A 25515-nucleotide genomic window follows, 5' to 3' on the forward strand; every position below is an offset into this window, starting at 1 on the left:
GCCCGCCGGACGGGAGGCGTCCGGCGGGCCTGGTTCCAGGCGTCTGGGGAACGGCGACGCCTGGAAGGTCTTGTCGCCTAGAAGGTCTTCTTGAAGGTCAGCAGGGTCGTGCGGCCGGAGTCGACCACGTCCGACAGGGCCAGGCTGTGCTCGCCGATGTGCGACCAGTAGCTGTAGTCCTTCAGCAGGTTGGCCACCGACAGGTCGACCTTGAAGCCGTTATCGAAGGCGTAGCCGACGTGCAGGTCGACGCTGCGCAGCGGACGGACCCAAAGGTTGTCCCACTGGCCGGCCTGGTCGAGCACGTCGTACGAGGCCAGGTAGGCGCCGGTGTAGTGGTAGATCAGGTCCACGCTCAGGCCGCCGCGCTGGTAGAACAGCTGGGCGTCGGCCAGCCAGTCGGGGGCGTTCTGGATGCGGTTGTCGATGCCGTCGCCCAGGTCGACGCTGGTCCACTGGCGGGTGACGTTGACGCCCGCGCCAAGGCCGCTGAGCAGGCCCGGCAGTTCGGTGAACTTCTGGCGCAGTTGGAGTTCCAGGCCGTAGACGTCGCCGTCGCCGCCGTTGGTCGGCTGGCTGATGGTGGTCTTGCCCTCGGTGTAGGTGTCGGAGTTCACCGAGCTGGAGCCGTTGTCGTACATGTAGTCCGACAGGCGCTTGTAGAAGGCGCCGACCATGGCGTAGCCGCCCTTGCCGCTGCTCCATTCGCCCGACAGGTCGAGGTTGATGGCGCGGATCGGCTTCAGGTCGGGATTGCCGCGGGAGATCGTGACGTTGCCGTCGTCGCCGACCTGGCGGCGCTCACCGCCGGCCAGCTGGACGAAGGCCGGACGGGTGTAGGAGGTCCAGACCGAGCCGCGATAGACGCTCGCGTCGCTGGGGCGCCAGGTGACGAACACGCTGGGCAGCACCTCGTTGTACTCGGTGCTGTTGAAGCCCCACGAGCCGGTCTGCTCGCCGGCGCTGGTGGTCGGGATCACCCAGTAGGTGTTGTCGATCTTGGTGTGCTCGTAGCGCAGGCCCGGAACCACCTCGACGTCGCCGAAGCGGTAGTTGGCCATGGCGTAGACCGAGGCCACCGCCTCGTCGCCCTTCTGGGTGTTGCAGTTCATGTTGTTGACGAAGTTCGACCCGCAGGTGTCGAAGCTGGCGGCCGTCTTGTACTTGTAGAAGTAGTCGACCAGCGCCTGGTGGTTCACCTTCGGCACGCGCCAGGTGTACTCGCCCGGGAACACCTGGTCGTAATAGCCGGTGGCGATGCCCAGGCTCGCCCAGGTGACGCCGGCCTGGCCCAGCAGGTTGGCGAAGTGGTCGTTGGTCCAGTCGCGGTTGGTCACCCGGCGGTGGCTGTCGACGTACTTGCCGCCCAGCTTGATCCACTGCAGCGCGCCGCCCTCGAACACCCGCTTTGCGTCGAACTTGAAGCCGTACTTCTCCTGGCCGCTGTACTGCTCGGTCAGCTGGCCGGCGCGGCGCGCCAGCAACGCGGTGTTGGCGTTGTTGAGGGTGTCGTAGATGGCCTGGGTGAACAGCGGCTGGGGCAGGTTGTCGGAATAGCCCATCGACAGGCCGCCATAGGCCAGGTTGGAGCCGCTGTTGTAGCGGTCGCTCTGGTTGATGCGGACCGAGGCCTCGATGTGGTCGGGGCGGTCGTTGTCGCCCTCGCTGTAGAAGACCTGCGGCGACAGGGTCCAGGCGCCCAGGGTCTTGTCGAAGCCCAGCTGCACCGTGCCGAGGTCGGCCTCTTCGGGGTTGGTCTCGTACCAGACGCGGGTCGAGATCGCATCGACGCTGAGATTGTAGCGGCCGCTGCCGGCGACGGTTTCCTTGTAGCTCTTGCTGGCGCTGACGAACTGGCTGAGCGTGGAGTTCTGCTCGGTCTTGGCGAAGGCGTAGGAGCCGCGCAGATAGGCCTTCAGCGTGTCGTCCGGACGCCATTCCAGCGTGAAGTTGCCGCCCCAGCGCTCGGTGTAGCCGTTGGAGACGCCGACGTTCAGGCCGGTCTGGGTGATGTTCTTCTCGGGATCCAGGCCCGGATAGCTGTTGCCGGCCGCGTCCTTGACCAGATAGCCCCAGCCGCCGTCGTTGGTGGCGGCCATGACGCCGGCCATCTCGCTGTTGGCGTAGCTGCGCTTGTCGTAGAAGGCGCTGGCGTAGACGCCGAAGCTCTGTTCGGGACCGAACCGATGAGCCCACTCGGCCGACAGGCCGCCGCCCAGGCCTTCGTCGCCATAGTCGCGGGCGCGGCTCTCGACGCGCCCCGAGGCGGTGATCGAGCCGTTGAAGTCGTCGCGGAAGTCGAAGGCCGAGGGCGTGCGGAAGTCGACCGTGCCGCCGATGGCGTCGCCGTCCATGTCGGCGGTCGAGGTCTTGTTGAGCACGATGGTGTGCAGGCCCGACGGCGGCAGCAAGCTCAGTTGCACCTGACGGCTGTAGGGCATGCCCTGGGCCACGGTGACGCCGTTGATCATGTTGACGTTGAACTCGGCGTTCAGGCCGCGGATCGAGACGAACATGCCCTCGCCGCGCGAGGCGCCGTCGATGCCGCCGAAGAACGACGAGCCGGTGTTCATGACGTTGACGCTGGGCATCATGCCCAGGGCCTCGGCCACGTTGTGCACCGCCGTGTGCTCCAGGTCTTCGGCCGACAGCATCGAGACCGCGGTCGCGGACTTCAGTTGCGCCTGGGCGGCGTCGTTGCGGTTGGCGACGATGACCACCGAGTCGATCTCGGTGGGATCGGCGGCGGCGGTCTCGGCGGCTTGCGCCTGGGCGCCGGCGGCCACGGCCGCGCCCAGGACGGCGCTGGCCAGCAGGACGCGCTTGAAGCGGTGCGGCGCGGCAAGGCGCGAAAGGTTGAAACGTTGCATGAGGCCCCTCTCGACGTCGCATCGGGCGACGGGGGGCCTAGTACGGAGGGCGCAACAAGATTCTGTGACAATTCTGCGGAAAATTCACAAAATGCAAAGTTCAGACACATCAATCTCACATTTATCTCGCACAACTTCCACGAACCCAACATAATCCCTCTCAGCCATCGCATCGAAGGAAGCCGGGCTTGAAACGCGAAGACCGCCAGCGCGAGATCCTGAGCCGGCTGCGTCCGGGCGAAAGCCGGGCCCTGGCCCAGATCGCCCATGAACTGGAGGTCTCCGAGGAGACCATCCGCCGCGAGCTGCGGGTGCTGGAGGCCCAGGGCTCGGTGCTGTGGACCCACGGCTCGGTGCGTCTGGCCGCCGCGACGGCCGAGGGGCCGTTCGACCGCCGCCTGCAGGAGAACGTCGCCGAGAAGACCCGCATCGCCGAGGCGGCCGCCCGCTTCGTCGGCGACGGCGACACCATCTTCATCGACGCCGGCACCACCGCCTGCTTCGTGGCCAGGGTGCTGGCCGGCGTGCGCCGCGACCTGACGGTGATCACCAACTCGCTGACCGTGGCCCAGACCCTGGGCGGCCGCAACGGCAACACCCTGTTCCTGGCCGGCGGCGAGCTGGACTACGACTACAAGGCCTTTTCCGACCACGCGGCCCAGGCCTATCTGGCCCAGTTCACCCCGCACCTGGCCATTCTGACCGTCAGCGCCATCCACGCCGACCACGGCCTGATGGACCGCCACGCCCGCGAGGCCGCCATGAGCCGCATCGCCTATGGCTGCGCCGACCGGGTGCTGCTGGCCGCCGACCACACCAAGTTCGGGCGCCTGGGCCTGATCCGCACCGCCACCGCCGACGACGTCGACATCCTGGTCACCGACCAGGCGCTCGACGAAGCCTATGCGGCGATGTTCGTCGGCTCGACCGTGGTGGTGGCGTGATGCGCATGCTGCCCATCGCCGCCTTGCTGCTGGCCCTGCTGCCCGCCGCCGCCCAGGCCGGAGAGCTGCGGGTGATGAGCTACAACATCCGCTACGACAATCCCGACGACGTTCCCGACTGGCGCGCCCGGCGCGGCCCGATGGGCGAGCAGATCCGCCGCGTCGCGCCCGACGTGCTGGGCGTGCAGGAGGCCCTGCTGCCTATGGTCGGCGACCTGGCGCGCGCCCTGCCCGGCTACGACCACTACGGCGTCGGCCGCGACGACGGGGCGACGGCCGGCGAGAGCACGACGGTGTTCTGGCGCGCCGACCGCTTCGAGAAGGTTTCGGCCCAGACCCAGTGGTGCTCGCCGACGCCGGACGTTCCGGGCAAGTCCTATGACGCCGCCCTGCCGCGCACCTTCACCCGCCTGGTGCTGCGCGACCGCGCGAGCGGCGCGCTGCTGGACGTTCGCAACGCCCATCTCGACCACCGCGGGCCGGTCTCCCGCGAGCGCTGCGCAGCCCAGATCCGCGACCTGCCGGCCTGGCCCGGCGCGCTGCTGGTGACCCTGGGCGACTTCAACAGCGGCCCCGCCGAGGCGCCGCACCGGCTGCTGACCGCGCCCGACGCCCCCTATGTCGACGCCCGCGCCGTCAGCCCGACGGTTTCGGGACCCGAAGGCACGTTCAACGACTTCTCGCCCAGCCCGCCGCCCGCGCCGCCGATCGACTTCGTCTTCGCCGACCGCCGGCTGGCGGTGCGCAGCTTCGCCACCCTGACTGACACCGCTTCGGGAAAGGTGATCTCCGACCACTTCCCGGTCGTCGCCGACCTGGCCACGCGCTGACGTTCCGCACAGCCCCCTTGGGGGGACAACCCAGGATGTTTCGGCTATGACTGCGGCGTGACCCGCCCGAACACCCTTGCGAGATGGCTTGCGCGCGACGCCTTCATGGCGCTCGCGGTGCTGGCGATCGTGCTCAAGGTGATGATCCCGGCGGGCTTCATGCCGGGCGCCGAGCCCCGCAACGGCCTGCCCTTCGCCCTGGTGCTCTGCACCGCCGACGGGGCCAAGACCGTCTCGCCCGGCGCGCTGTTGGACCCCCACCAGAGCGACCAGCGGCACGACCAGGACGACGGCAAGCAGCAGCATCACGACGGCCCCTGCCCGTTCGCGACCCAGGGCCCGGCCGCGCCGCCGGTCGAGATCGCTCTCGCCGCCGAGGCTCTGGTCGCCACCGAAACCGAAGCGCCCTCGGCGCTGGCCCGCACCGTCGTTCCCGGCCGGGGTCTCGCCGCCCCGCCTCCGCCGGCCACCGGCCCTCCGTCCCTGCTGATCTGATCCGGCCGCCCTCGGCCGGCTGAACGCCCGCGCGTCCTCGGCGACGCGCGCAGATCATCACGGCCGCCGTGCGCGGCCGAAGGACGAACAAACCACCATGAAGTCTCTCCTGCTGGCGTCTGTCGCCATGCTCGCCGTCGCGCCCGCCGCCTTCGCCGCCGACGCCGCCCCCGCTCCCGTCGACGCGGACACCGACGTCTCGTCGGTCATCGTCACCGCCCGTCCCAATCCCGAGGAGCCGGCCGTCGTGGCCGCCGCCCGTCGGCGCCTGTCGGAAACGCCGGGCGCGGTGTCGGTGATCTCCCAGGAGTCCTTCGCTTCCCGCCAGTCGCTGGCCCTGGACGACGTGCTGCGCGACGCCCCCGGGGTCTACGCCCAGCGCAAGTGGGGCGGCGACATCCGCATCTCGATCCGCGGCTCGGGGATCGGCAACGCCAGCCACAACCGCGGCCTGCTGCTGGCCCAGGACGGCGTGCCGCTGAACGAGGCCGACGGCTACGGCGACAGCCAGGTCGCCGACCCGCTCAACACCCGCTACGCCGAGGTCTATCGCGGCGGCAACGCCCTGCGCTTCGGCGGGGCCCTGCTGGGCGGGGCGATCAACATGGTCACCCCCACCGGCAAGGACGCCGGCTACGGCGCACAGGTCCGCATCGACGGCGGCTCCTACGGCCTGATCCGCGAGCACGTCGCCCTGGCCCGCCAGTCCGGCGACTGGGACGTCTACGCCGCCGCCACCAACCAGACCGCCCAGGGCTGGCGCTCGCAGAGCCAGCAGAACATCCAGTTCGGCAGCCTGAACGTCGGGCGATCGTTCGGCGAGGACCGCGAGGTGCGGTTCATCCTCAACGGCTCGAACGTCAACCAGGAGATCCCCGGCGCCCTGACCCTGGCCCAGTTCCAGGCCAATCCGCGGCAGACCGCCGCCGCCAGCGCCGCCGCCGACCAGGGTCGCAACCAGCGCGGCCTGCGCGGCTCGCTGCGCACCAGCTGGCGGCTGAACGAGCAGCTGGTGTTCGAGGGCGCGGTCTATGCGGTGTGGAAGGACCTCGACCACCCGATCTTCCAGGTCATCGACCAGCAGAGCCGCAACTACGGCGCCTTCGGCCGCTTCGACTGGGACGGCCAGCTGGGCGGCCTGCGCGCCGACGCCTTCTTCGGCGCCTGGTGGCGCCAGGGCGACATGGACTCCAACTTCTACGTCAACAATCGCGGGGCTCGCGGGACGCCGACCTCGCGCACCCAGCAGAACGCCAAGGCCATGGACCTGTTCGGCGAGGGCCGCCTGTTCGTGACCGAGCAGTTGGCCGTGGTCGGCGGCGCCAGCTGGGGCCGGGCCGAGCGCGACTATGTCAGCTTCGCCGTGCCGGGCGTCTCGACGACCTTCAACCTGACGGCCGACAAGACCTATGACTGGTTCTCGCCGCGCGTCGGCCTGCTGTGGCAGAATTCGGCGGGCGACCAGGTGTTCGCCAACGTCACCCGCTCGGTCGAGCCGCCGAACTTCAGCGCGATGAGCCCGACCAACGCGGGCTTCACCCCGGTGCAGCCGCAGGAAGCCTGGACCGGCGAGGTCGGGACGCGCGGCCATCGCGGCCCGCTGACCTACGACCTGACCTTCTATCGCGCGAACCTGAAGCACGAGATGCTGCAGTACACGGTCAGCAGCACCATTCCGGCCACCACCTTCAACGCCGACAAGACCATCCACCAGGGCATCGAGGCGGCGCTCGACTGGGCCGTGGCCCCGCGCTGGCGCATCCGCCAGACCTGGACCTGGTCGGACTTCCGCTTCGACGGCGACGCCCAGTACGGCGACAACCGCCTGCCGATCGTGCCTGAACACTTCTATCGCGCCGAGGTGCGCTACGACGGTCGCGGCGGCTGGTTCGTGGCCCCGTCGGTCGAGTGGTCGGCCAGCGACCAGTTGATCGACTACAAGAACACCAAGGCCGCGCCGGCCTACGCGATCCTCAACCTCAACGCCGGCTGGAAGGCGACCGACAAGGTCTCGCTGTTCCTCGACGCCCGGAACCTGACCGACAAGGCCTATGTCTCCAACACCCAGGCCGCCACGGTGTGGACCGCCTCGAGCGCCGTGCTGTGGCCCGGCGACGGCCGCTCGGTCTATGGCGGCGTGACGGTGGCGTTCTGAGCATGGCCACGATCGAACCGACACCGACGACAGGGGCGGCCGGCGAGGTCTACCACGCCTTCTGGCGCTGGCACTTCTACGCCGGCCTGCTGGTGCTGCCGGTGCTGATGCTGCTGGCCCTGACCGGCGGGCTGTACCTCTTCAAGGACGAGCTGACGGCGATTGTCCACCGGCCGCTGGTGGTGGTCGCCGACAGTCCCGCGACCACGCCCGTCGCGACCTGGATCGCCAACGCCGAACTGACCTCGGGCGGCAAGGTCCGGCGGCTGGTCGTGCCGGCGCGCGGCGACCGCTCGGTCCAGCTGGAGGTCGACACCGACGAAGGCCCCCGCACGGCCTATGTCGATCCCCACACCGGCCAGGCCCTGGGCGTCACCGCGCCCGGCGGCCTGATGGGCCTGGTCAAGCGGCTGCACAGCCTCGACATCGCCGGACCGGTGGCGAACCTGCTGGTCGAGGTCGTCGCCGGCTGGGCCATCGTGCTGGTCGCCACCGGGGTCTTCCTGTGGTGGCCGCGCGGCCAGGGCGGCGGGGTGGTGACGGTGCGCAGCCAGCCCGCCAAGCGCCTGTTCTGGCGCGACCTGCACGCGGTGACCGGCGCCTTCGCGGGGCTGGTGATCGTGTTCCTGGCCGCCACCGGCATGCCGTGGTCGGCCTTCTGGGGCAAGGAGATCCGCCAGATCACCACACAGGCCGGCTGGGGTCGTCCCAAGCCGCCGGTGGCCGAGGGCCACCACGCCGGCGCGCCCGCTCCAAGCGCGCCTGCGGAAGGCGTACCCTGGGCGCTGCAGGTGCGCCCCGTGCCCGCCTCCATGACCCATCACGCCAGCCTGGACGTCGACACGATCGTCGCCAGAGCCCGCGCGGCAGGCCTGACCGGCGGCTTCACCCTGACCCTGCCCAAGGGCCACGGCGGAACCTGGACCGCCGCCTACATGCCCGACAAGGTGGAGGCGACCCGCGCCGTCTATCTCGACGGCGGCGACGGCCGGGTGCTGGCCGACCTCGGCTACCGCGACTTCGGACCGGCGGCCAAGGCCATCGAATGGGGCATCGCCGTGCACCAGGGCCAGGAGTTCGGCCTCGCCAACAAGCTGGTCATGCTGGCCGGCTGCGTCGCCGTCTGGCTGCTGGGCGTCTCGGCCGTGGTGATGTGGTGGAAGCGGCGGCCCAAGGGTCGCCTGGCCGCCCCCGTTCCGCCGGCCCGTCGCGGCTCCTATCTGGGCCTTCTGGCGGTCGTGCTGCCGCTGGCCGTTCTCTATCCGCTCGTCGGCGCCACGCTGGCGGCGGCGCTGATCCTCGACCTCGTCCTGCGGCGGCTGTCCCCCGCGCCGCGCCTCGGAGCCTGACCGATGAAAGCCTTCGCTCTTCTTCCCCTCGCCTTCGCCGTCCTGGCGAGCCCCGCCCTGGCCGCGCCGCCCGCTCCGAAAGTGACCGTCGCCGACGCGTGGTGCCGCGCCGCCCCGGCCGGGGCCATGGCCGGCGGCTGCTACGTGACCCTGACCGCCGGCGCCGACGATCGCCTGGTCGCCGTCGAGACCCCCGCCGCCAAGCGCGGTGAGATCCACACCATGTCGATGGACGGCGGCGTCATGCGCATGCGCAAGCTGGCCGACGGCCTCGCCCTGCCGGCCGGCAAGGCCATTGCCCTGAAGCCCGGCGCCAAGCACCTGATGATCATCGGCCCGAAGATCGCCTTGACGGCCGGCGCCAAGGTTCCCCTGACCCTGAAGTTCGCCAAGGCCCCGCCGGTGACGGTGCAGGCCCAGGTCCGCGCCGTGGGGAACCGTTGATGCGCGCGCTCGTCCTGACCCTCGGCCTCGTCGCCGCCAGCGCCCTGCCCCTGGCCGGCTGCGGCCAGAAGGACCCGGCGCAGGCTCCGCGCTCGACCATCCAGATCGGCGGGCCGTTCAACCTCGTGGACACGAACGGCAAGCCGGTCACCGAGAAGAGCCTGCTGGGCAAGCCGACGGCGATCTTCTTCGGCTTCACCTACTGCCCCGAGGTGTGCCCGACGACCATGGCCGACATGACCGCCTGGCTGAAGGCCCTGGGGCCGGACGCCGACAAGCTGAACGTGGTGTTCGTCTCGGTCGATCCCGAACGCGACACCCCCGCCCAGCTGAAGCTCTACCTGTCGAACTTCGACCATCGCATCCAGGGCTTCACCGGAACGCCCGACGAGATCGCCAAGACCGCCAAGGCCTATCGCGTCTACTACAAGAAGGTCCCGCAGGAGGGCGGCGAGTACACGATCGACCATTCCTCGGCGATCTACCTGTTCGACGCCAAGGGCGGCTTCGTCGAGCCGATCGCCTACCAGTCGCCGCCCGACCGGGCGGAGGGCCAGTTGCGCAGGCTGCTGGGAAGCTGAGCCCTTCCGGCGGCGGCCATGGCTTCCTACCTGCGCTTGGAACAAGACGGGAGGACGTCATGGCCGCCTTCGAACTGGCCCAGGTCAATATCGGCCGCCTGCGGGCGCCGATCGACGATCCGGCGATCAAGGACTTCGTCGACAATCTCGACCGCATCAACCAGCTGGCCGAGGCCTCGCCGGGCTTTGTCTGGCGGCTGAAGGGCGACGGAAACAACGCCACCGACCTGGCCGTCGGCGGCGATCCGCTGGTGATCCCCAACCTGTCGACCTGGACCGACATCCCCTCGCTGGGCGCCTACGTCTACCGCTCGGCCCATGTGGAGATCATGCGGCGGCGGCGCGAATGGTTCGAGCCGGCGCAGGGCCCGCACCTGGCGCTGTGGTGGGTTCCCGCCGGCCATCGCCCCACCGTCGAGGAGGCGGTCGAGAAGCTGGCCCTGCTGGCCGCCCACGGCCCGACGCCCGCCGCCTTCACCTTCCGCCACCCCTTCCCCGCCCCTGCCGGCGAAGGCGTCGAGCCGGTGCTGGACGAATGCGCGTGACGTTTCGGCCTTCCGGCGCCTGACATTCGATCCGAACGGTGCTACAGGCCCGCGCCATGAAAGCCGCCGTCGTCGTCTTCCCGGGTTCCAACTGCGATCGTGACTGCAAGGTCGCCGTCGAACGCTCCACCGGCGCTCGCGTCGAGATGGTCTGGCACCAGGAGACGGCCCTGCCGGACGACCTGGACCTGATCGTCCTGCCCGGCGGCTTCTCCTACGGCGACTATCTGCGCTGCGGGGCCATGGCCGCCCAGAGCCCGGTGATGCGCGAGGTCGTCTCGGCCGCCAACCGCGGCGTGGCCGTCGTCGGCATCTGCAACGGCTTCCAGGTGCTGACGGAAGTCGGCCTGCTGCCCGGCGCCCTGCTGCGCAACGCCAAGCTGAAGTACATCTGCAAGCCGGTCGATCTCGACATCGTCAACGGCCAGACCCGCTTCACCGCCGCCTTCGGCGAGCAGCGCGACGCGGTGATGACCGTCGGCAACGGCGAGGGCAACTTCTTCGCCGACGAGGAAACCCTCGACCGGATCGAGGGCGAAGGCCAGGTGGTGTTCCGCTACAAGGAAAACCCCAACGGCTCGGCCCGCGACATCGCCGGCATCGTCAACGCCGGCGGCAACGTCCTGGGCCTGATGCCCCACCCCGACCGCTCGTTCGACGCCGACCTCGGCTCGGAAGACGGCGCGATCCTGTTCCGCAGCGTCTTCCAGAGCGCCTGAGACTTCAGGGACTGAGGCTTCACGCCGCGGGCGGAATGATTTTCCAGCCCGCGCCGTCGCGCACCACCCGGACGGTTTTCCACTCCGACGGATCGAGACGTCCCTCGGACGCGCTCCAATATTGCTCGCCCGTCGCGCCGGGCAGGATTTTCACGCTCAGCTCGTCGGGGCCCGTCCAGCGCGGATCGCAGGCCATCGGCGCCTCGACCTCGACGATCTCGAACACGCCGTTGCGCTGCTGCGCGATCTGGAGGCCGTCGAACTCGACGCCGGCGTCGTCATTACCGGCCGACACGAAGGCGCGGCCGTCGGGCGACGGCGTCGGCGGTCCCGACAGCTCGACGATGCGGCCATCGTCGCCGACCACGTTCCAGGTCGTCCATTCGTAGTGCAGCCCGCGCACCACGTCGAACGGCGCGCCCGGCATGCGCCCCAGATAGGTGTAGTCGACGCCCTGGGCCTCGTGCTGCTCGAAGGGCTTGGTCTCGAAGCGCGTCTTGCCGACCGTGAGCACCAGGCCTTCGCGCCTGGCCCGTCCGGCCGTGGCGGCGATCGCCCGGGCCTCGGCGGCCTGCTCGCGAGCCTGGCGCTCGCGTGCGAAAGCTTCGGGATCGGCGGGCTCGGCCGCAGCGGGGGTCCGTCCCTTTCGATGGCAGAAGAAATCCGAATAGTCGGCGACATAGGCCGGTCCGACCGCCGTGGCGGCGCGTGCGACGGGGGCCGCCCGGCCCGCCGGCTTGGCCTCGGGCGCCGACGCCTGCTCGGGCGTGCGCCCGCACGCCGCCGCGACGAGCGCCAAGGCGGAAATGGCTGGAACAAACCTATGCAAGATCACACCCCCGACAGCGCCCTTCGGTAGAGCACGCCGTCACCCCACGCTCAAGCTCACCCCGGAAGGCTCACGAGAAAAGGGCCGGCGGAGCGAACGCCGGCCCTTCCTCCGATGGAGCGCTGCTAACGCTCAGTCCATTCAGCGTTCGCGGTCGCGATCCGGCTGGTTTTCCTGGCCGCCCGGGTTGCGGCCCGGCTCATTCTGGCGCTGCTGTTGCTGCTGGCCCGGGGCCTGTCGCTGCGGGTTCTGCTGCTGTTGCTGCGGATTGCGGGTTTGCTCGCCCATGGGCTTTACTCCTCTTCGGTCCGCGCGCTGGCTGCGCACGAGACAGAAAACGGGCCGGGGAGTCACCGCGTTCCTCCGGCGGAGCTGCCTTAGTTCCTGCTTAGCTAATGTTTTCACTGAGTTTTCGCGCCATGCGTCAGAGCGCGGAGCGGATGTCGGTATGGGCGAAGTCGTCGCCTTTGTAGAGCAACGGCGCGTTCAGCAACTTGGCCAAGGCGTAGGAAAAACAATCGCCCAGGTTCAACCTCGCCGGATGACGGCCCTTGCCGAAGGTCATCGCCGCCTCGATCGCCAAACGCGCTTGCGGCCGATCGACATCGACGACCTCGATCCCGAGCATCTGCAAATCCCTGTCGAGCTCGTGCGAGACAATCTCCGGCACGAAGACCTTGGCGTAGACGTGGGCGGCCTCGACCACGCTGGCGGCGGACATCGCCTTGCGCGGCTGGGCGAGCAGGACCGAGAGAAACGTCTCGCGCTCGGGTTCTTTCAGAACGATGGCCGCCAACGCCGACGTATCGACGACGATCAACGGGGCAGGCCCTGCTCGTCATACATTTCGGCGTCGATCTCCGCCGCCGTCTTGTCGGAGATTCGAGGCCGTGCATCGACCTCGCGCAACCAGGCCTCAATTTCCGCGCGACGGGCCGTTTCCGTCCGAGGCTCCCGCCCCAGCGCCTTCAGCGTATCGGCCAGCGCATTGTGGATCGCGTCGGTCAGGCTGACGCCCGTGGCCTCGGCCACCTGACGCGCAAGCTGCTCCGTCTCGGCCCGCTTGATGCTGATGCCCATTCTAGAACCACCTTCAGCTTTCTAGAATATAGCGGAATCCCCCCAGCCGCGCTAGAAGGCGCGCCCATGAGCGCACCCTCCACCGCCCCCGCCAAGTCCATGGCCGATACGGCCGCCGAATTCGGTCTGAAGCCCGAGGAGTACGCGGTCGTCCTCGACCGCCTGGGCCGCGAGCCCAACCTCGTCGAGTTGGGGGTGTTTTCGGTGATGTGGTCCGAGCACTGCTCGTACAAGTCGTCGAAGAACCAGCTGAAGAAGTTCCCGATCAGCGGCCCGCGGGTGATCTGCGGCCCGGGCGAGAACGCCGGCGTCATCGACATCGACGACGGCGACGCGATCATCTTCAAGATGGAGAGCCACAACCACCCGTCCTACATCGAGCCCTACCAGGGCGCGGCGACGGGCGTGGGCGGCATCATGCGCGACGTCTTCACCATGGGCGCGCGCCCCATCGCTCTCCTGAACGCCCTGCGCTTCGGCGAGCCGGGCCACGCCAAGACCAAGCGCCTCGTGGACGGCGTGGTCGCCGGCATCGCCGGCTACGGCAACTGCGTGGGCGTGCCCACCGTCGCCGGCGAGACCAACTTCCACAAGGGCTACAACGGCAACATCCTGGTCAACGCCATGTGCGTGGGCCTGGCCAAGTCCGACAGCATCTTCTACTCGGCCGCTCCGGGCGCTGGCCTGGCGGTCGTCTATTTCGGCTCCAAGACCGGCCGCGACGGCATCCACGGCGCGACCATGTCGTCGGCCGAGTTCTCGGAGGATTCCGAGGAGAAGCGTCCCACCGTCCAGGTCGGCGACCCCTTCGCCGAGAAGCTGCTGATCGAAGCCACGCTGGAGCTGATGGCCACCGGCGCCGTCGCCGCCATCCAGGACATGGGCGCGGCCGGCCTGACCTCGTCGTCGGTCGAGATGGCCGGCAAGGGCGGCGTCGGCATCGAGCTGAACATGGACATGGTCCCGCAGCGCGAAACCGGCATGTCGGCCTACGAGATGATGCTGTCGGAAAGCCAGGAGCGCATGCTGGCGGTCCTGAAGCCCGGCCGCGAGCAGGACGGCCACGCCATCTTCGAGAAGTGGGGCCTGGACGCCGCCGTCATCGGCTACACCACCGACACCGGCCGCCTGGTGCTCAAGCACCACGGCGAGACGGTCTGCGACGTGCCGCTGGCTCCGCTGTTCGACGACGCGCCGCTCTATGACCGTCCGTGGACCGAGCCCAAGGTCGACGCCCGCCTCGACCCCGGCCACGTGCCCGCCCCGGAGAACTGGGAAGAGGCCGTGCTGAAGGTCATCGGCTGCCCCGACATGGCCTCCAAGCGCTGGCTGTGGGAGCAGTACGACCGTCACGTGATGGCCGACACCCTGGAAGACAGCGCCACCGGCTGCGACGCCGGCATCGTGCGCATCCACGGCACCGGCAAGGCCGTCGCCGTGACCAGCGACTGCACCCCGCGCTACGTCCAGGCCGATCCGTACGAGGGCGGCAAGCAGGCCGTCGCCGAAGCCTGGCGCAACCTGACGGCCGCCGGCTCGCTGCCGATCGCCATCACCGACAACCTGAACTTCGGCAGCCCCGAAAAGCCCGAGACCATGGGCCAGATCGTGCGCGCCACCGACGGCATGGCCGAGGCCTGCCGCGCGCTGGACTTCCCGGTCGTGAGCGGCAACGTCAGCCTCTACAACGAGACCAACGGCGTCGCCATTCCGCCGACCCCGACCGTCGGCGCCGTCGGCCTGCTGACCGACTTCGACCTGCGCACGGGCTTCGGCAACGTGGCCGAGGGCGACACCCTGGTGCTGATCGGCGAGACGCACGGCGAACTGGGCGCCTCGATCTATCTGCGCGAAATCCTGGGCCGCGAGGACGGCGCCCCGCCGCCGGTCGACCTGGCCGTCGAGCGCAAGAACGGCGACTTCGTGCGCGGCCTGATCGGTTCGGGCCTGGTAGCCGGCGTGCACGACCTGTCGGACGGCGGCCTGCTGGTCGCCGCGGCCGACATCGCCCTGGCCAGCAAGGTCGGGATCACGCTGAACGCCTCCAGCCACGCCCACGCCCACCCGTATCTCTTCGGCGAGGACCAGGCCCGCTACCTGGTGGCGACGCCCGATCCGGACGCCCTGCTGGAAGCGGCCAAGGAAGCCGGCGTGCACGCCAACCTCGCGGGCGTGGCCGGCGGCGAGGCCTTCGCCTCGACCGACCTGTTCTCGATCCCGCTGGCCAAGCTGCGCGAGACGAACGAAGCCTGGCTGCCGGCGTTCATGGGGTGAGGTGAAAACCTCGCCCTTCACCAAAGGAACGCCATGCGCCTGCCGCTGATCGCCGCTCTCCTGCTCTCCCTGACCGCCTGCGCCCCGACGGCGCCGGTTCCTGCCCCAGCGCCCGTCGCCCAAGGCGACAGCGTCGAGGCCTGCTCGGCCCGGGGCGGCCAGATCGAGACCGTCGGCCGCCGCGGCCTGCCGACCTGCGTCGTGCCCTACGCCGACGCCGGCAAGGCCTGCACCAGCGGCTCGCAATGCCAGGGCGGCTGCGTCCTGGAAGGCAATGGGGAGAGCCGCGACGAGCCGGTCACCGGCCAATGCCGCCGCTCCAACGTGCAGTTCGGCTGCTACGCCAAGGTCGAGAACGGCCGCGCGACGGCGACCATCTGCGTGGACTGACGCGCCCGATCTTCGGATCGGTGTCTATTTCCACTTCAAATGGAAATTCGGACGGCTACGCTCCAGCCCGACCGCGCGCGATCTTCTCGCGGCAGAGTTTCGCAGGAGCGTGATGACCGATCTGCTGGCGCCCACCAAGGTCGCTCCGCTGGATGCGGACCTGGCCGCTCTGCTCGACCACCAGGGCTATCTGCTGCTGCGCGGCGCCGTGCCCGAGGCCTGGCGCGAAGCCATGCGCGCGGCCTTCGACGCGGGCGTCGGACCGCCGGAGCAATGGGGCGCGCCCCGCGCCTTTGGCTGGCGCCACGCCCTCGTCGATCTCGACCCCACGGTGCAGAAGGCCTGCCGCGTCCCGGCCCTGCTGGGCGCCGTCGCCCGGATGATCGCCGGCCCGTTCTTCCTCAGCCAGGTCGAGGGTCGCGAACCGCTGCAGGACAACGGTCACCAGCCCCTGCACCGTGACGGCGCGGGCCTCAAGACTGTCTCGGCGATGGTCTATCTCGACCCCTACGGCCCCGAGAACGGCGCGACGCGGGTGATGTCGCGCCATCTCGACGACGGCCAGCTGGACGAGAGCCATGCCCAGGTGCTGTCGGGCGAGGCGGGCGACATCCTGGTGTTCGACGCCGACCTGCCGCACGGCGCCACCCTCAACCGCTCGGGCGCGCGGCGGCGCTCCCTGCTGGTGAGCTTCATGCACGAGAGCCACCGCGCCGGCGAAGACGCCTGCCGCGCGGTCCGCACCGTGCGCATGGACACCAGCGAGATGTTCGTTCCCTAGAGGCCTCTAGGCCTTGGCGGGACGGCGGCGACGCGGAACGCGGACGGTGGCTTCGCCGTCCATGACGACGTCGTCGCCGACCAGGGCGGCGCAGGTCAGGGTCACGCGCGCGCTTTCCTGGTCGATGGCCGAGACGGTGATGCGGGCGGTGACCACGTCGCCGATGCGCACGGGCCGGTGGAAGGCCAGGGTCTGGCTGAGATAGATCGCGCCCGCGCCCGGCAGGATGGTGCCGACCACCGCCGACCCGAACGACGCCGACAGCAGGCCATGGGCGATACGGCCGCGATAGGCGGTCTTGGCGGCGAAGGCCTCGTCCACGTGCACGGGGTTGAAGTCGTCCGACGCCTCGGCGAACAGCTGAATGCGCTCTTCGGTGACGGGCACGAGCTTTTCGGCCGTCATGCCAACGAAGAGCTCTTCGAGGATGTACCCGCCGGAGGGATGTTGTTCGATCATGACGCGGCGTTAGCACGGGTCGCGGCGCGTCGCAAAACCGTTACCGCCCCTCGGGTTCAGACGCGCTGGGCGGCTGGCCGATCAGTTGGGCGCAGATCGACTCGGCCAGGACGGTGTCACGGGCGGCTATGGCGTCGGCCATCCGCCGGTGCAGGACGACGTCGATCAGCTGGTCGTCGGGCGCCTGCTTCTCCATCTGCCAGATCCAGAAGCGGGTGGCGGTGTTCTGCAGGCTGACGACGAAGCGGGCCAGGGTCGGGTTCTGGGTGGCGAAGGCCACGGCGCGGTGGAAGGCCAGGTCCATGGCCAGCATGGCCCGGAAATCGCCGGCCGCGATGGCGTCCTCGGCCCCGTCGAAGGCTTCCAGGATGGCCGGCAGGTCGGCTGGTCGATGGTTGCGGGCGGCCAGGCCAGCGGTCTTGGCCTCCAGCATCAGCCGCACCTGGAAGGCGTGCTCGATCTCGGCCACGTCCAGCGGCGCGACGATGGTGCCGACGCGGGGACGGCGCACGACCAGTCCCTCGATCGCCAGGCGCCCGAGGGCGTCGCGCACGCCGGCCAGGCCTCCGGCGTAGCGCACGGCCAGCGCCTTCTCCTCCAGCACCTGCATGGGGGCGAGGTCGCCCAGCAGGATGTCCTGCAGGATCAGCTCGTACAGCCGCGCCTTCTGCAGCCCCGGCGACCAGGCGCCGTGCGGCTCGACGCTGTTGCGCGGCCCCTTCATCTCGGCGGTGGCGAGCGGTCGGTCATGCTTCGCAGTTAAGCCAAAAGGCCCCGAGCGTCATTCCCGACGGGGTCTAAAATGTAAGAGACGCGGACGGCGATGCTGGCTTGGAAAGCCGCCGGTCCCGTCATCTATAGGCGGCCGATGACGGCGCCCTTCCCCTCCCCCGACCAGATCGCGACGGCCTTCCGGCTGGCGCTGGACGCCGCCGACCGCTTCGTCGGCGCGACCGCGCCAAACCCGCCGGTGGGCTGCGCCGTGCTGGCGGCGGACGGGTCGGTGCTGGCGATCGCGGCCCACGAGGCGGCGGGACAGCCCCACGCCGAAGCCGCCGCCCTGGCCGCCTGCCGCACGGCGGGACGGCTGGACACGGTCCACACCGTGGTCGTCACCCTGGAGCCCTGCAATCACCACGGGGCCACCCCGCCCTGCGCCGAGGCGATCCTGGCCAGCCCGGCGCGAGCGGTCTGGTACGGCGCGGGCGACCCCAACCCGACGGCGGCCGGCGGCGCCGCGCGACTGGAAGCGGCCGGCCTCACCATCCAGCCGATCGCCGCCCTCGCCCACCCCGACGCCGCCGACCTGCAAGCCCGCGCAGCCCGGCTGCTCGCGCCGTTCGTCACCCGCCTGACCAAGGGCCGTCCGTGGCTGACGATCAAACAGGCCCTGGACGCCGAGGGTTCGATGATCCCGCCGGCTGGAGCCAAGACCTTCACCTCGGAGGCTTCCCTGACCCTGGCCCACGACCTGCGCCGGCGGGCCGACGCGGTGATCACCGGCTCGGGCACGATCCTGGCCGACAGCCCGCTGTTCACCGTCCGCCGGGTTCCGGACCCGCGCCACAAGCCCCGGCGCCTGGCGATCCTCGACCGCCGGGGCCGCACGCCAAGCGCCTATCTCGACGCGGCCCAGGCGCGAGGCTTCGCCCCCAGCCTGCACGGCGACATCCCCCAGGCGCTGGCCACCCTCGCCGACGACGGGGTCATGGAGGCCCTGGTCGAGTGCGGCCCGACCCTGCTGGCGGCCTTCCTCGAAGCCGGCCTGTGGGACGAGCACGTGATCATTCGCCAAGGCGCGGACGGCGACGCCGTCACCCGCGTCCTGGCCTAAAAGGAGGAGACCCGATGTTTTCCGGAATCGTCGAGCGCCTGGGCGAGGTGACGGCCGTCGAGACCGTCGCCGACGGCGCCGTGCGCCTGACCTTGCAGACCGGTTTTCCCGACCTGGCCCTGGGCGAAAGCGTGGCGGTCAACGGCGCCTGCATGACCATAGTCGACAGCGACGAGACAGGCCGCGCCGAGGTGTTCGTCAGCGCCGAGAGCCTGGCGCGCACCAATCTCAAGGCCCTGGCGGCCGGCGGCTTCGTCAATCTGGAGCGGGCCGTGACCCTGGCCACGCGGCTGTCGGGACACCTCGTTCAGGGCCATGTGGACGGCGAGGCGCGCGTGGCCTCGATCGTCCACGAGGACGGCGCCTGGAAGACCCGCTTCGACATGCCGGCGGCCCTGGCCCCCTACTGCGTCGAGAAGGGCTCGATCGCGCTGAATGGCGTCAGCCTCACCCTCAATGCGGTGGAGCCGGTCGAGGACGGCCGCTTCGCCGTCGGGGTGACCCTGATCCCCCACACCTGGACCCACACCAACCTGCAGCACGCCGCGCCCGGCGACCCGATCAATGTCGAGGTCGACGTGCTGGCCAAATATGTGGAGCGGCTATGTCACGCCTCCCTGAACGCCTGAGCGTAGCGCTGGAGCGCCTCAAGACCGGCGGCATGATCATCCTCGTCGACGACGAGGATCGCGAGAACGAGGGCGACCTCGTCCAGGCCGCGCAGTTCGTCGACGCCGCCGCCGTGGCCTTCATGGCCAAGCAGGCCAGCGGCCTGATCTGCCTGGCCATGGACGCGCCGCTGATCGACCGCCTCGGCCTGCCGCCGATGGTCGCCGACAACCGCACGCGGCGCAGCACGGCCTTCACCGTCTCGATCGAGGCGGCGCAGGGCGTCGACACCGGCATTTCCGCAGGCGACCGGGCGCGGACCATCCAGGCGGCGGTGGCGGATGACGCCAACCCCGCCGACATCGTCTCGCCCGGCCACATCTTCCCGCTGCGCGCCGTGCCTGGCGGGGTGCTGGCGCGGGCCGGCCACACCGAGGCCTCGGTGGAGCTGGCGCGGATGACGGGCCTCACCCCGGCGGCGGTGATCTGCGAGATCATGAACGACGACGGGACCATGGCCCGGGGCGACGACCTGGCCGCCTTCTCGGCCCGCCACAACCTGCCGATCCTCAGCATCGCCGAACTTCGGGCGCACCTGATCGCCGCCGATCCGCCGGTCGAGGCGGTGGCGAGCGCCCACCTGCCCACCCGCCACGGCCTGTTCGAGGCCCGCGCCTTCCGCAGCCGCCTCGACGGCGGCGAGCACCTGGCCCTGGTGCGCGGCTCCCTGACGGGCGCGCCGCTGGTGCGGGTGCATTCCGAGTGCCTGACCGGCGACGCCTTCGGCTCGCGCCGCTGCGACTGCGGCGCCCAGCTGGACGCGGCGCTGGCGGAGATCGACGCGTCCGGCAACGGCGTGCTGGTCTATCTGCGCGGCCACGAGGGTCGCGGCATCGGCCTGGCCAACAAGATCGCCGCCTACGCCCTGCAGGACCAGGGACTGGACACCGTCGAGGCCAACCACGCCCTGGGCTTTCCCGACGACGCCCGCGACTACGGCCCCGCCGCCGCGATCCTGCGTTCGCTGGGGGTCGGCGAGGTTCGCCTGCTCAGCAACAACCCGCGCAAGGCCAGGGCGCTGGAGGGCCTGGGCGTCACCGTGCGCCAGACCCTGCCGCTGGTCGTTCCGCCCGATCCGCTGAGCGCCGGCTACCTGGCCACCAAGCGCGCCAAGCTCGGCCACCGCCTTTCCGTTCCGCCTTCGAGGATCCCCGCATGACCGCTTCACGCTTCGCGATCGCCATCAGTCGCTTCAATCCCGAGGTGACGGGCGGCCTGCTGGCCGGTGCCCTGGCCGAGTTCGCCGAGCGCGGCGCGCCGGTCGCGGAGGCCGACGTCTTCGAGGCCCCCGGCGCCTTCGAACTGCCACTGATCGCCCAGGCCCTGGCGCGGACGGGCCGCTATGCCGGGATCGCCTGCCTGGGCTGCGTCATCAAGGGCGACACCGCCCACTTCGAGTTCATCAGCGCCGGCGCGGCCTGGGGCCTGGTCAGCGCGGGCCTGGCCACCGAGACGCCGATCGCCTTCGGGGTGCTGACGACCTACACCGACGAGCAGGCGGAACTGCGCAGCCGCGACGACGCCGGCAACAAGGGCCGCGAGGCGGCGGCCGCCTGCGTCGAAGCGGCGGCGACGCTGGCGGCGATCCGCGCGGCGGCGTGAAGCGGCCCGCTCGCCCTCTTCCCGTCATTCCCGCCCTTGTGGCGGGAAACCCTCCATCAGTCGCAAGGGCAGTAGTGGCGGCGTGCTCCGCACGCCGCTGGCGCCTCACGTGTCAGCGGAACCAGGGGTTCCCGCCACAAGGGCGGGAATGACGGGAGACTAGAAACTAAGCGTAGGTCACGTTCTCCAGCGAGAACACGAACGGCTTGGCGTCGGGACCCTCGCCGCCGCCGGTCATGACGATGTCGGCGCCGGCCATGCCGATCAGGTTGATCTCGGTGTTGACCTGCTGGACGACGGAGCTGGTCAGCGGCTCGCCCTCGCGCACCTGCGAGACCGCGCCGATCCAGATCGTCGGCTTGAAGGTGAAGATCACCTGGCTGCCGGGAAAGAGAGCGCGGGTCTGGACATAGGGCTTGCCGGCCCGGAACACCGTGACCCCGACCGAGCCCTGGGACAGCTGGTTGATCACCCCGAAGGCCTCGGGCGAGGTGGTCTGGTCGGTGAGCTGCAGGCTCTCGCCCGAGGGCGTGCTGGTCACCGTGGCCACCTGGCCGTTCTCGATCGCCAGCTGCGGCGAGACGTTGCCCCAGGCGTCGATCACCCCGATCGTCACCGCCGCCGGCCAGACGAAGGGATGGCTCCAGCCCGGCGCGCAGTTCTGGATGACCAGCCAGGCGGACGAGGCCTCGTCGGCGGCCGGGGTCACCGGCTTGCCGAACACCAGCACCTGGGTTCCGGGGCCGCCGTTGGAGCGGTTGACGAAGTTGAGCTTCACCTCCGGACCGCTCGAAGACGCGGCCGCCGTCAGGGGCTCGGACTGAGCCTCGGGCTCGGCGGTCACGGGCGGCGCGGCGACATCCTCGGCCAAGGCCGAGACCGGGGCCGGATCGGTCGCGCCGTTGGCGCTCTTGGCGGTGATGGTGTCCATGATCGTGCCTCCCCGACGGCGTCGATTGCGTCGGGAAAGAGATGCGCACAATCCAGAATAGCTTTCTAGATTAACGCGACCCAAGGACGATCAAAGGCAGGCGATCTGATGCACCACGGCGTCGGCCCGCGTCAGGCGCGCCTGAGCGTCGACGGACCACTCGACGGCTATGTCCTCGTTGCAGGGCAGGCCCTCGACCGGCCGCTGCGCCTTGCGCGCTCGGGCGTCGATGGCGAACCGGTTCTTCTCCAGCCAGGTCACCAGGGCCCGCTCGGGCGTTCCCGCCGCGAAGCGGGCGCGAAACCGGACGGCAGAGGCCGGATCGTCCCAGTCGGCGTCCCGCAGCAGGGCCGGACGCTTGTCGGAAAAGATCAGCGCGAAGACGAGGTAGACCGTCTGCCAGTTGACCATGAGGAACACGGCCACGATCACCCCGGCGGCCCCCGCCAGGAAGCCCGCCGTCGCCTTGGCCTCTCGCGCCTTTTCCGCGTCTTTCGCCCCACTCATGGTTGCAGCATGCCGCCTCGCGCCGGATCGGACAACCGCCCCTAGCGGCCGCCGCCCGCGATCAGCGCCAGGCGTGCGAGCACCGCCTCGCCCGCGGCCGGGCCGGCGGCGTAGGCGAAGTCCGCCCCGTCGATCGGCTTGCCGCTGCGGGCGTCGACCACCACCGGCTCGGCCGTCGCTCCCGTCTCGCGATCGACCAGGCAGCTGGCGATCCCCTCCTTGGCGAGATGGCGGTTGCCGAAGGCCAGCAGCGCCGTCAGCACCGGACCGAAGTCGCGGCCCATCTGCGTCAGCACATATTCGTGGCGCACCGGCCGATCCTGGTAGGGCCGCCGCTCGAGAAAGCCGGATTCTACAAGCGCCCCGAGACGCTTGGTCAGAATGTTCGGCGCGACCCCGAGGCTCTTTTCGAACGCGTCGAAACGGGTGAGGCCGTGGAAGGCGTCCCGCAGGATCATGAGGCTCCAGACGTCGCCGACGCGCTCCAGCGTGCGGCCGACGGGGCACTGTCCGGGATCGAAGGCGCGCGTGGTCATGGACGAAAGATAGGGCCTGGCTAGCAAAATGAAAGCCGGTCACTTGCAATTCGAAAGTCACTTGCCATCTGCAAGTCACGCCGGGCCGAGCGCCGAGGCGACAACCATCCCGAGGGGATAGAGACCATGAGCAAGCAACAGTTTCCCGGCGCGGCCCTGGTGACGGGCGCCTCCACCGGCATCGGCGCCACCTATGCCGACCGCCTCGCCAGGCGCGGCCACAACCTGGTGCTGGTCGCCCGCGACGCCAAGCGCCTCGCCGACCTGGCCGAACGCCTGAAGGCGCAGACCGGCGTCAAGGTCGATGTCATCCAGGCCGACCTGACGAACGCCACCGACCTGGCCCGCGTCGAGGCCCGGCTGCGCGACGATGCGTCCATCGACCTCCTGATCAACAACGCCGGCGCGGCCCTGGCCGGCGACTTCGTCGACCAGGACCTCGACAAGATCGACAACCTGATCCAGCTAAACGTGGTGTCGGTGACCCGCCTGGCCCACGCCGCGGCCGGCGCCTTCAAGGCCCGCGATCGCGGCGCGATCGTCAACATCTCGTCGGTTGTCGGCCTGCTGCCGGAGTTCCGCTCGCCGGTCTACGGCGCGACCAAAGCCTATGTGACCTACTTCACCCAAGGCCTGCGCAGCCAGTTGCCGGAGAGCGTGAAGCTGCAGGCCGTGCTGCCCGGCGCCACCCGCACCGAGATCTGGGACCGCTCGGGCAGCGGCGGCGCCGACGCGCTGGATCCCTCGACCCTGATGGAGGTCGGCGACCTGGTGGACGCGGCCCTGGCGGGCTTCGACCAGGGCGAGCTGGTGACCATCCCCTCCCTGCCCGACGCCGCCGACTTCGCCGCCTATGACGGCGCTCGCCTGAACCTGGCGCCGAACCTGTCGCGCGACCGGCCGGCGGCCCGCTACCGGGTTCCCGAACAGGCCTGAGCCCTGGACGGCGGCGGCCCGGAACGAAAGCCGCCGCCGTCCGCTCCCCCTTCGCAAGCAGGGAGGCGCGCCATGTCCGTCATCGCCAATCTCGACGAGTTCATCCTGGAGGAGTCCGAGCACGGCATCTTCCTGACGCTCACCGCCGACGACGACCAGACCCTGCGCGTGCGGGTGACCCTCGACGATCTCGAAGAGATCATGGAGGTCATCGACGAGGTGTTCGGCGTCGAGGTCGAGGCGGCCAACGACGAGGTGGACTGATCCCCTTCTCCCCTTGCGGGAGAAGGTGTCGACGAAGTCGACGGATGAGGGGTCGCACCCACGAAAAACGCCGCGGCGGCTGATCGGCTGCCGCGGCGTCTTGCTTCTGAGAGACCCCTCACCCGACCTCCCTGCGGGAGGCCACCCTCTCCCGCAGGGGGAGAGGGACGCTGCTAGGAAGCCTCCACCGTCAGGTGCCGCAACTCGTGCACCGGGACCAGCCGACCGCGCACGGCCTCGGCGGACAAACCCGCCACGCTGACGATGGCGGCGTGGGCCTGGGGGCCGACTTTCCAGACGTGCAGGTCCAGGATTCGGGCGTCGCCGGGACCTTCTACCAGCTCGCGCACCTCTTCGGCCACGTGGTCGTCGGTGGTGTCGAGCAGGACGGCGGCGGTGTCGCGCATGAGGCCGATGGCCCAGCGACCGATGACCACCGCCCCGACCACGCCCATGATCGGGTCCAGCCAGGTCCAGCCGAACTGACGGCCGGCGACCAGGGCGACGATGGCCAGCACCGAGGTCAGGGCGTCGGCCAGCACGTGCATGTAGGCCGAGCGCAGGTTGTTGTCATGGCCGCGCCCATGATGAGCATGGTCGTGGTGCGCGTGGTCATGACCGTGGTGGTGGTCGTGACCATGGTGATGGCCGTGGTGATGTCCGCCCGACAGCAGGGCGGCGCTGGCCAGGTTCACCAGCAGGCCGACCACCGCGATGACGATGGCCTCCATGAAGGCGATCGACGACGGCTCGAACAGGCGGCGCACCGACTCCACGCCGACGCCGATGGCGATCACCGCCAGCACCAGGGCCGAGGCGAAGCCCGACAGGTCGCCGACCTTGCCGGTGCCGAAGCTGTAGCGGGCGCTCGTGGCGTGCTTGCGGGCATAGGCGTAGGCGGCGGCCGCCACGGCCAGGGCGCCGGCGTGGGTGGCCATGTGGAAGCCGTCGGCCAACAGGGCCATCGAGCCGGTCCACCAGCCGGCCAGGATCTCGACCACCATCATCACGGCGGTCAGCGCCACCACCCACAGGGTGCGGCGGGCGTTGGCGTCGTGGTCGGCGGCCAGGAAGACATGGTCGTGCTGTTGCGGCCCAGCGGTCGAAGCGGCGGTCATGTCGGGTCTCATTTGGAATAGCGGCGGAAGGCCTCGATCACCTCGGCCGCGCCCTTTTCGCGCTCGGCGTCGGTGAGCCCCGGGGCGGCCACGTGCTCGCGCAGGTGGGCCTCGACGATCTCGTCCAGCAGCCCGTTCAGCGCCCCGCGGGTGGCGGCGACCAGATGCAGGGTCTTGGCGCAGTCGTGGTCGTCGGCGATCGCGCGCTCGATCGCCGCGACCTGGCCGGCGATGCGGCGCACGCGCTTGAGCAGGGCGTCGTTGTCGGTGGAGAGGTGAGCCATATCATACCCCCCTATAGTATATAACCAGTCGCGTGAACCCCGCTCTTCTCCGTAAAATCCCCGCGAAAGCGGGGACCCAGGTGTTTTAT

30 protein-coding genes are annotated in these 25515 nt (G+C 70.0%); 18 read left to right on the forward strand and 12 right to left on the reverse strand.

Features of this window, described 5'->3' with window-relative positions; genetic code table 11:
• Nucleotides 1-77: 77 nt before the first annotated feature.
• On the reverse strand, nt 78-2870 hold the full coding sequence (locus AC1RRS_RS11070) for a TonB-dependent receptor (protein WP_492855199.1): 2793 nt from the start codon (nt 2868-2870) through the stop codon (nt 78-80).
• A 188-nt stretch (nt 2871-3058) separates the two neighbouring features.
• Between AC1RRS_RS11070 and AC1RRS_RS11075 the strand changes: the two genes are divergently transcribed.
• The 9 genes from AC1RRS_RS11075 to purQ all read left to right on the forward strand — a co-directional run bounded on the left by AC1RRS_RS11075 (nt 3059) and on the right by purQ (nt 10932).
• Nucleotides 3059-3814, forward strand: a complete 756-nt coding sequence (locus AC1RRS_RS11075) for a DeoR/GlpR family DNA-binding transcription regulator (RefSeq protein WP_492855200.1) — start codon at nt 3059-3061, stop codon at nt 3812-3814.
• Nucleotides 3815-3819: 5 nt separating this feature from the next.
• On the forward strand, nt 3820-4644 hold the full coding sequence (locus AC1RRS_RS11080; RefSeq protein WP_492855201.1) for an endonuclease/exonuclease/phosphatase family protein: 825 nt from the start codon (nt 3820-3822) through the stop codon (nt 4642-4644).
• A 105-nt stretch (nt 4645-4749) separates the two neighbouring features.
• A complete protein-coding gene (locus tag AC1RRS_RS11085) occupies nt 4750-5139 on the forward strand; it encodes a DUF2946 family protein (RefSeq protein WP_492855202.1) in 390 nt (129 codons plus the stop codon).
• A gap of 97 nt (nt 5140-5236) precedes the next feature.
• Nucleotides 5237-7294: a TonB-dependent receptor family protein gene (locus tag AC1RRS_RS11090; protein WP_492855203.1), complete on the forward strand. Its 2058-nt coding sequence runs from the start codon at nt 5237-5239 to the stop codon at nt 7292-7294.
• A gap of 2 nt (nt 7295-7296) precedes the next feature.
• Complete coding sequence (locus AC1RRS_RS11095; RefSeq protein WP_492855204.1) at nt 7297-8643, forward strand: PepSY-associated TM helix domain-containing protein; 1347 nt, start codon at nt 7297-7299, stop codon at nt 8641-8643.
• 3 nt (nt 8644-8646) lie between these two features.
• Complete coding sequence (locus AC1RRS_RS11100; RefSeq protein ID WP_492855205.1) at nt 8647-9087, forward strand: copper chaperone PCu(A)C; 441 nt, start codon at nt 8647-8649, stop codon at nt 9085-9087.
• Nucleotides 9087-9668, forward strand: a complete 582-nt coding sequence (locus AC1RRS_RS11105) for an SCO family protein (RefSeq protein ID WP_492855206.1) — start codon at nt 9087-9089, stop codon at nt 9666-9668. Before AC1RRS_RS11100 ends, AC1RRS_RS11105 begins: the two co-directional genes overlap by 1 nt.
• Before the next feature lie 59 nt (nt 9669-9727).
• The gene (locus tag AC1RRS_RS11110) at nt 9728-10213 is read left to right on the forward strand and encodes a DUF3291 domain-containing protein (protein WP_492855207.1); all 486 of its coding nucleotides are present in this window, start codon (nt 9728-9730) and stop codon (nt 10211-10213) included.
• A gap of 56 nt (nt 10214-10269) precedes the next feature.
• Entirely contained in the window at nt 10270-10932 is a 663-nt protein-coding gene (gene purQ / locus AC1RRS_RS11115; protein ID WP_487287847.1) for a phosphoribosylformylglycinamidine synthase subunit PurQ, read from the forward strand.
• Nucleotides 10933-10951: 19 nt separating this feature from the next.
• Here purQ and AC1RRS_RS11120 read toward each other — a convergent pair whose 3' ends face one another.
• The 4 genes from AC1RRS_RS11120 to AC1RRS_RS11135 all read right to left on the reverse strand — a co-directional run bounded on the left by AC1RRS_RS11120 (nt 10952) and on the right by AC1RRS_RS11135 (nt 12841).
• On the reverse strand, nt 10952-11731 hold the full coding sequence (locus AC1RRS_RS11120; protein WP_492855208.1) for a hypothetical protein: 780 nt from the start codon (nt 11729-11731) through the stop codon (nt 10952-10954).
• Nucleotides 11732-11902: 171 nt separating this feature from the next.
• On the reverse strand, nt 11903-12049 hold the full coding sequence (locus tag AC1RRS_RS11125; RefSeq protein WP_492855209.1) for a hypothetical protein: 147 nt from the start codon (nt 12047-12049) through the stop codon (nt 11903-11905).
• Nucleotides 12050-12185: 136 nt separating this feature from the next.
• Nucleotides 12186-12581, reverse strand: coding sequence for a type II toxin-antitoxin system VapC family toxin (locus tag AC1RRS_RS11130; RefSeq protein ID WP_492855210.1), 396 nt, complete (start codon nt 12579-12581; stop codon nt 12186-12188).
• Nucleotides 12578-12841: a type II toxin-antitoxin system VapB family antitoxin gene (locus AC1RRS_RS11135; RefSeq protein WP_492855211.1), complete on the reverse strand. Its 264-nt coding sequence runs from the start codon at nt 12839-12841 to the stop codon at nt 12578-12580. Before AC1RRS_RS11135 ends, AC1RRS_RS11130 begins: the two co-directional genes overlap by 4 nt.
• Before the next feature lie 66 nt (nt 12842-12907).
• Here AC1RRS_RS11135 and purL point away from each other — a divergent pair, with 66 nt between their 5' ends.
• From purL to AC1RRS_RS11150, 3 genes are all read left to right on the forward strand, one after another.
• Nucleotides 12908-15115, forward strand: a complete 2208-nt coding sequence (purL, locus tag AC1RRS_RS11140) for a phosphoribosylformylglycinamidine synthase subunit PurL (RefSeq protein WP_492855212.1) — start codon at nt 12908-12910, stop codon at nt 15113-15115.
• Nucleotides 15116-15148: 33 nt separating this feature from the next.
• Nucleotides 15149-15505 (forward strand): hypothetical protein, encoded by a 357-nt coding sequence (locus tag AC1RRS_RS11145; RefSeq protein ID WP_492855213.1) that lies wholly within the window; start codon nt 15149-15151, stop codon nt 15503-15505.
• A gap of 112 nt (nt 15506-15617) precedes the next feature.
• On the forward strand, nt 15618-16286 hold the full coding sequence (locus AC1RRS_RS11150; protein ID WP_492855214.1) for a phytanoyl-CoA dioxygenase family protein: 669 nt from the start codon (nt 15618-15620) through the stop codon (nt 16284-16286).
• Nucleotides 16287-16292: 6 nt separating this feature from the next.
• Here the strand turns inward: AC1RRS_RS11150 and AC1RRS_RS11155 are convergent, their stop codons facing one another.
• Nucleotides 16293-16745 carry a MaoC family dehydratase gene (locus AC1RRS_RS11155; RefSeq protein ID WP_110121286.1) on the reverse strand — a complete coding sequence of 151 codons (453 nt, stop codon included), beginning with the start codon at nt 16743-16745 and terminating at the stop codon, nt 16293-16295.
• A gap of 40 nt (nt 16746-16785) precedes the next feature.
• Complete coding sequence (locus tag AC1RRS_RS11160) at nt 16786-17469, reverse strand: GntR family transcriptional regulator (RefSeq protein ID WP_492855215.1); 684 nt, start codon at nt 17467-17469, stop codon at nt 16786-16788.
• Between the two features lie 144 nt (nt 17470-17613).
• Between AC1RRS_RS11160 and ribD the strand changes: the two genes are divergently transcribed.
• Genes ribD through ribH form a run of 4 tightly spaced genes read left to right on the forward strand, consistent with a single transcriptional unit; the run spans nt 17614 to nt 20850 of the window.
• Complete coding sequence (gene ribD, locus AC1RRS_RS11165) at nt 17614-18579, forward strand: bifunctional diaminohydroxyphosphoribosylaminopyrimidine deaminase/5-amino-6-(5-phosphoribosylamino)uracil reductase RibD (protein ID WP_492855216.1); 966 nt, start codon at nt 17614-17616, stop codon at nt 18577-18579.
• A gap of 14 nt (nt 18580-18593) precedes the next feature.
• On the forward strand, nt 18594-19208 hold the full coding sequence (locus AC1RRS_RS11170) for a riboflavin synthase (RefSeq protein ID WP_492855217.1): 615 nt from the start codon (nt 18594-18596) through the stop codon (nt 19206-19208).
• On the forward strand, nt 19184-20407 hold the full coding sequence (ribB, locus tag AC1RRS_RS11175; protein ID WP_492855218.1) for a 3,4-dihydroxy-2-butanone-4-phosphate synthase: 1224 nt from the start codon (nt 19184-19186) through the stop codon (nt 20405-20407). The genes AC1RRS_RS11170 and ribB overlap by 25 nt, the downstream gene beginning before the upstream one ends.
• A complete protein-coding gene (gene ribH, locus AC1RRS_RS11180) occupies nt 20404-20850 on the forward strand; it encodes a 6,7-dimethyl-8-ribityllumazine synthase (RefSeq protein WP_492855219.1) in 447 nt (148 codons plus the stop codon). The genes ribB and ribH overlap by 4 nt, the downstream gene beginning before the upstream one ends.
• 166 nt (nt 20851-21016) lie before the next feature.
• Here the strand turns inward: ribH and AC1RRS_RS11185 are convergent, their stop codons facing one another.
• From AC1RRS_RS11185 to AC1RRS_RS11195, 3 genes are all read right to left on the reverse strand, one after another.
• Nucleotides 21017-21781: a hypothetical protein gene (locus AC1RRS_RS11185; protein WP_492855220.1), complete on the reverse strand. Its 765-nt coding sequence runs from the start codon at nt 21779-21781 to the stop codon at nt 21017-21019.
• 90 nt (nt 21782-21871) lie between these two features.
• On the reverse strand, nt 21872-22288 hold the full coding sequence (locus AC1RRS_RS11190) for a hypothetical protein (protein ID WP_492855221.1): 417 nt from the start codon (nt 22286-22288) through the stop codon (nt 21872-21874).
• Between the two features lie 41 nt (nt 22289-22329).
• The gene (locus AC1RRS_RS11195) at nt 22330-22824 is read right to left on the reverse strand and encodes a winged helix-turn-helix transcriptional regulator (protein ID WP_492855223.1); all 495 of its coding nucleotides are present in this window, start codon (nt 22822-22824) and stop codon (nt 22330-22332) included.
• Nucleotides 22825-22950: 126 nt separating this feature from the next.
• Between AC1RRS_RS11195 and AC1RRS_RS11200 the strand changes: the two genes are divergently transcribed.
• Nucleotides 22951-23760 carry an SDR family NAD(P)-dependent oxidoreductase gene (locus tag AC1RRS_RS11200; RefSeq protein WP_492855224.1) on the forward strand — a complete coding sequence of 270 codons (810 nt, stop codon included), beginning with the start codon at nt 22951-22953 and terminating at the stop codon, nt 23758-23760.
• Between the two features lie 72 nt (nt 23761-23832).
• On the forward strand, nt 23833-24024 hold the full coding sequence (locus AC1RRS_RS11205) for a hypothetical protein (RefSeq protein ID WP_487287863.1): 192 nt from the start codon (nt 23833-23835) through the stop codon (nt 24022-24024).
• A gap of 173 nt (nt 24025-24197) precedes the next feature.
• Here AC1RRS_RS11205 and dmeF read toward each other — a convergent pair whose 3' ends face one another.
• Both dmeF and AC1RRS_RS11215 read right to left on the reverse strand, forming a co-directional pair.
• Nucleotides 24198-25142, reverse strand: coding sequence for a CDF family Co(II)/Ni(II) efflux transporter DmeF (gene dmeF, locus AC1RRS_RS11210; RefSeq protein ID WP_492855225.1), 945 nt, complete (start codon nt 25140-25142; stop codon nt 24198-24200).
• A gap of 8 nt (nt 25143-25150) precedes the next feature.
• Nucleotides 25151-25426: a metal/formaldehyde-sensitive transcriptional repressor gene (locus tag AC1RRS_RS11215; protein WP_487287865.1), complete on the reverse strand. Its 276-nt coding sequence runs from the start codon at nt 25424-25426 to the stop codon at nt 25151-25153.
• Nucleotides 25427-25515 lie beyond the last annotated feature (89 nt).

It is taken from the genome of Caulobacter sp. GW821-FHT12A07, from assembly GCF_058807655.1.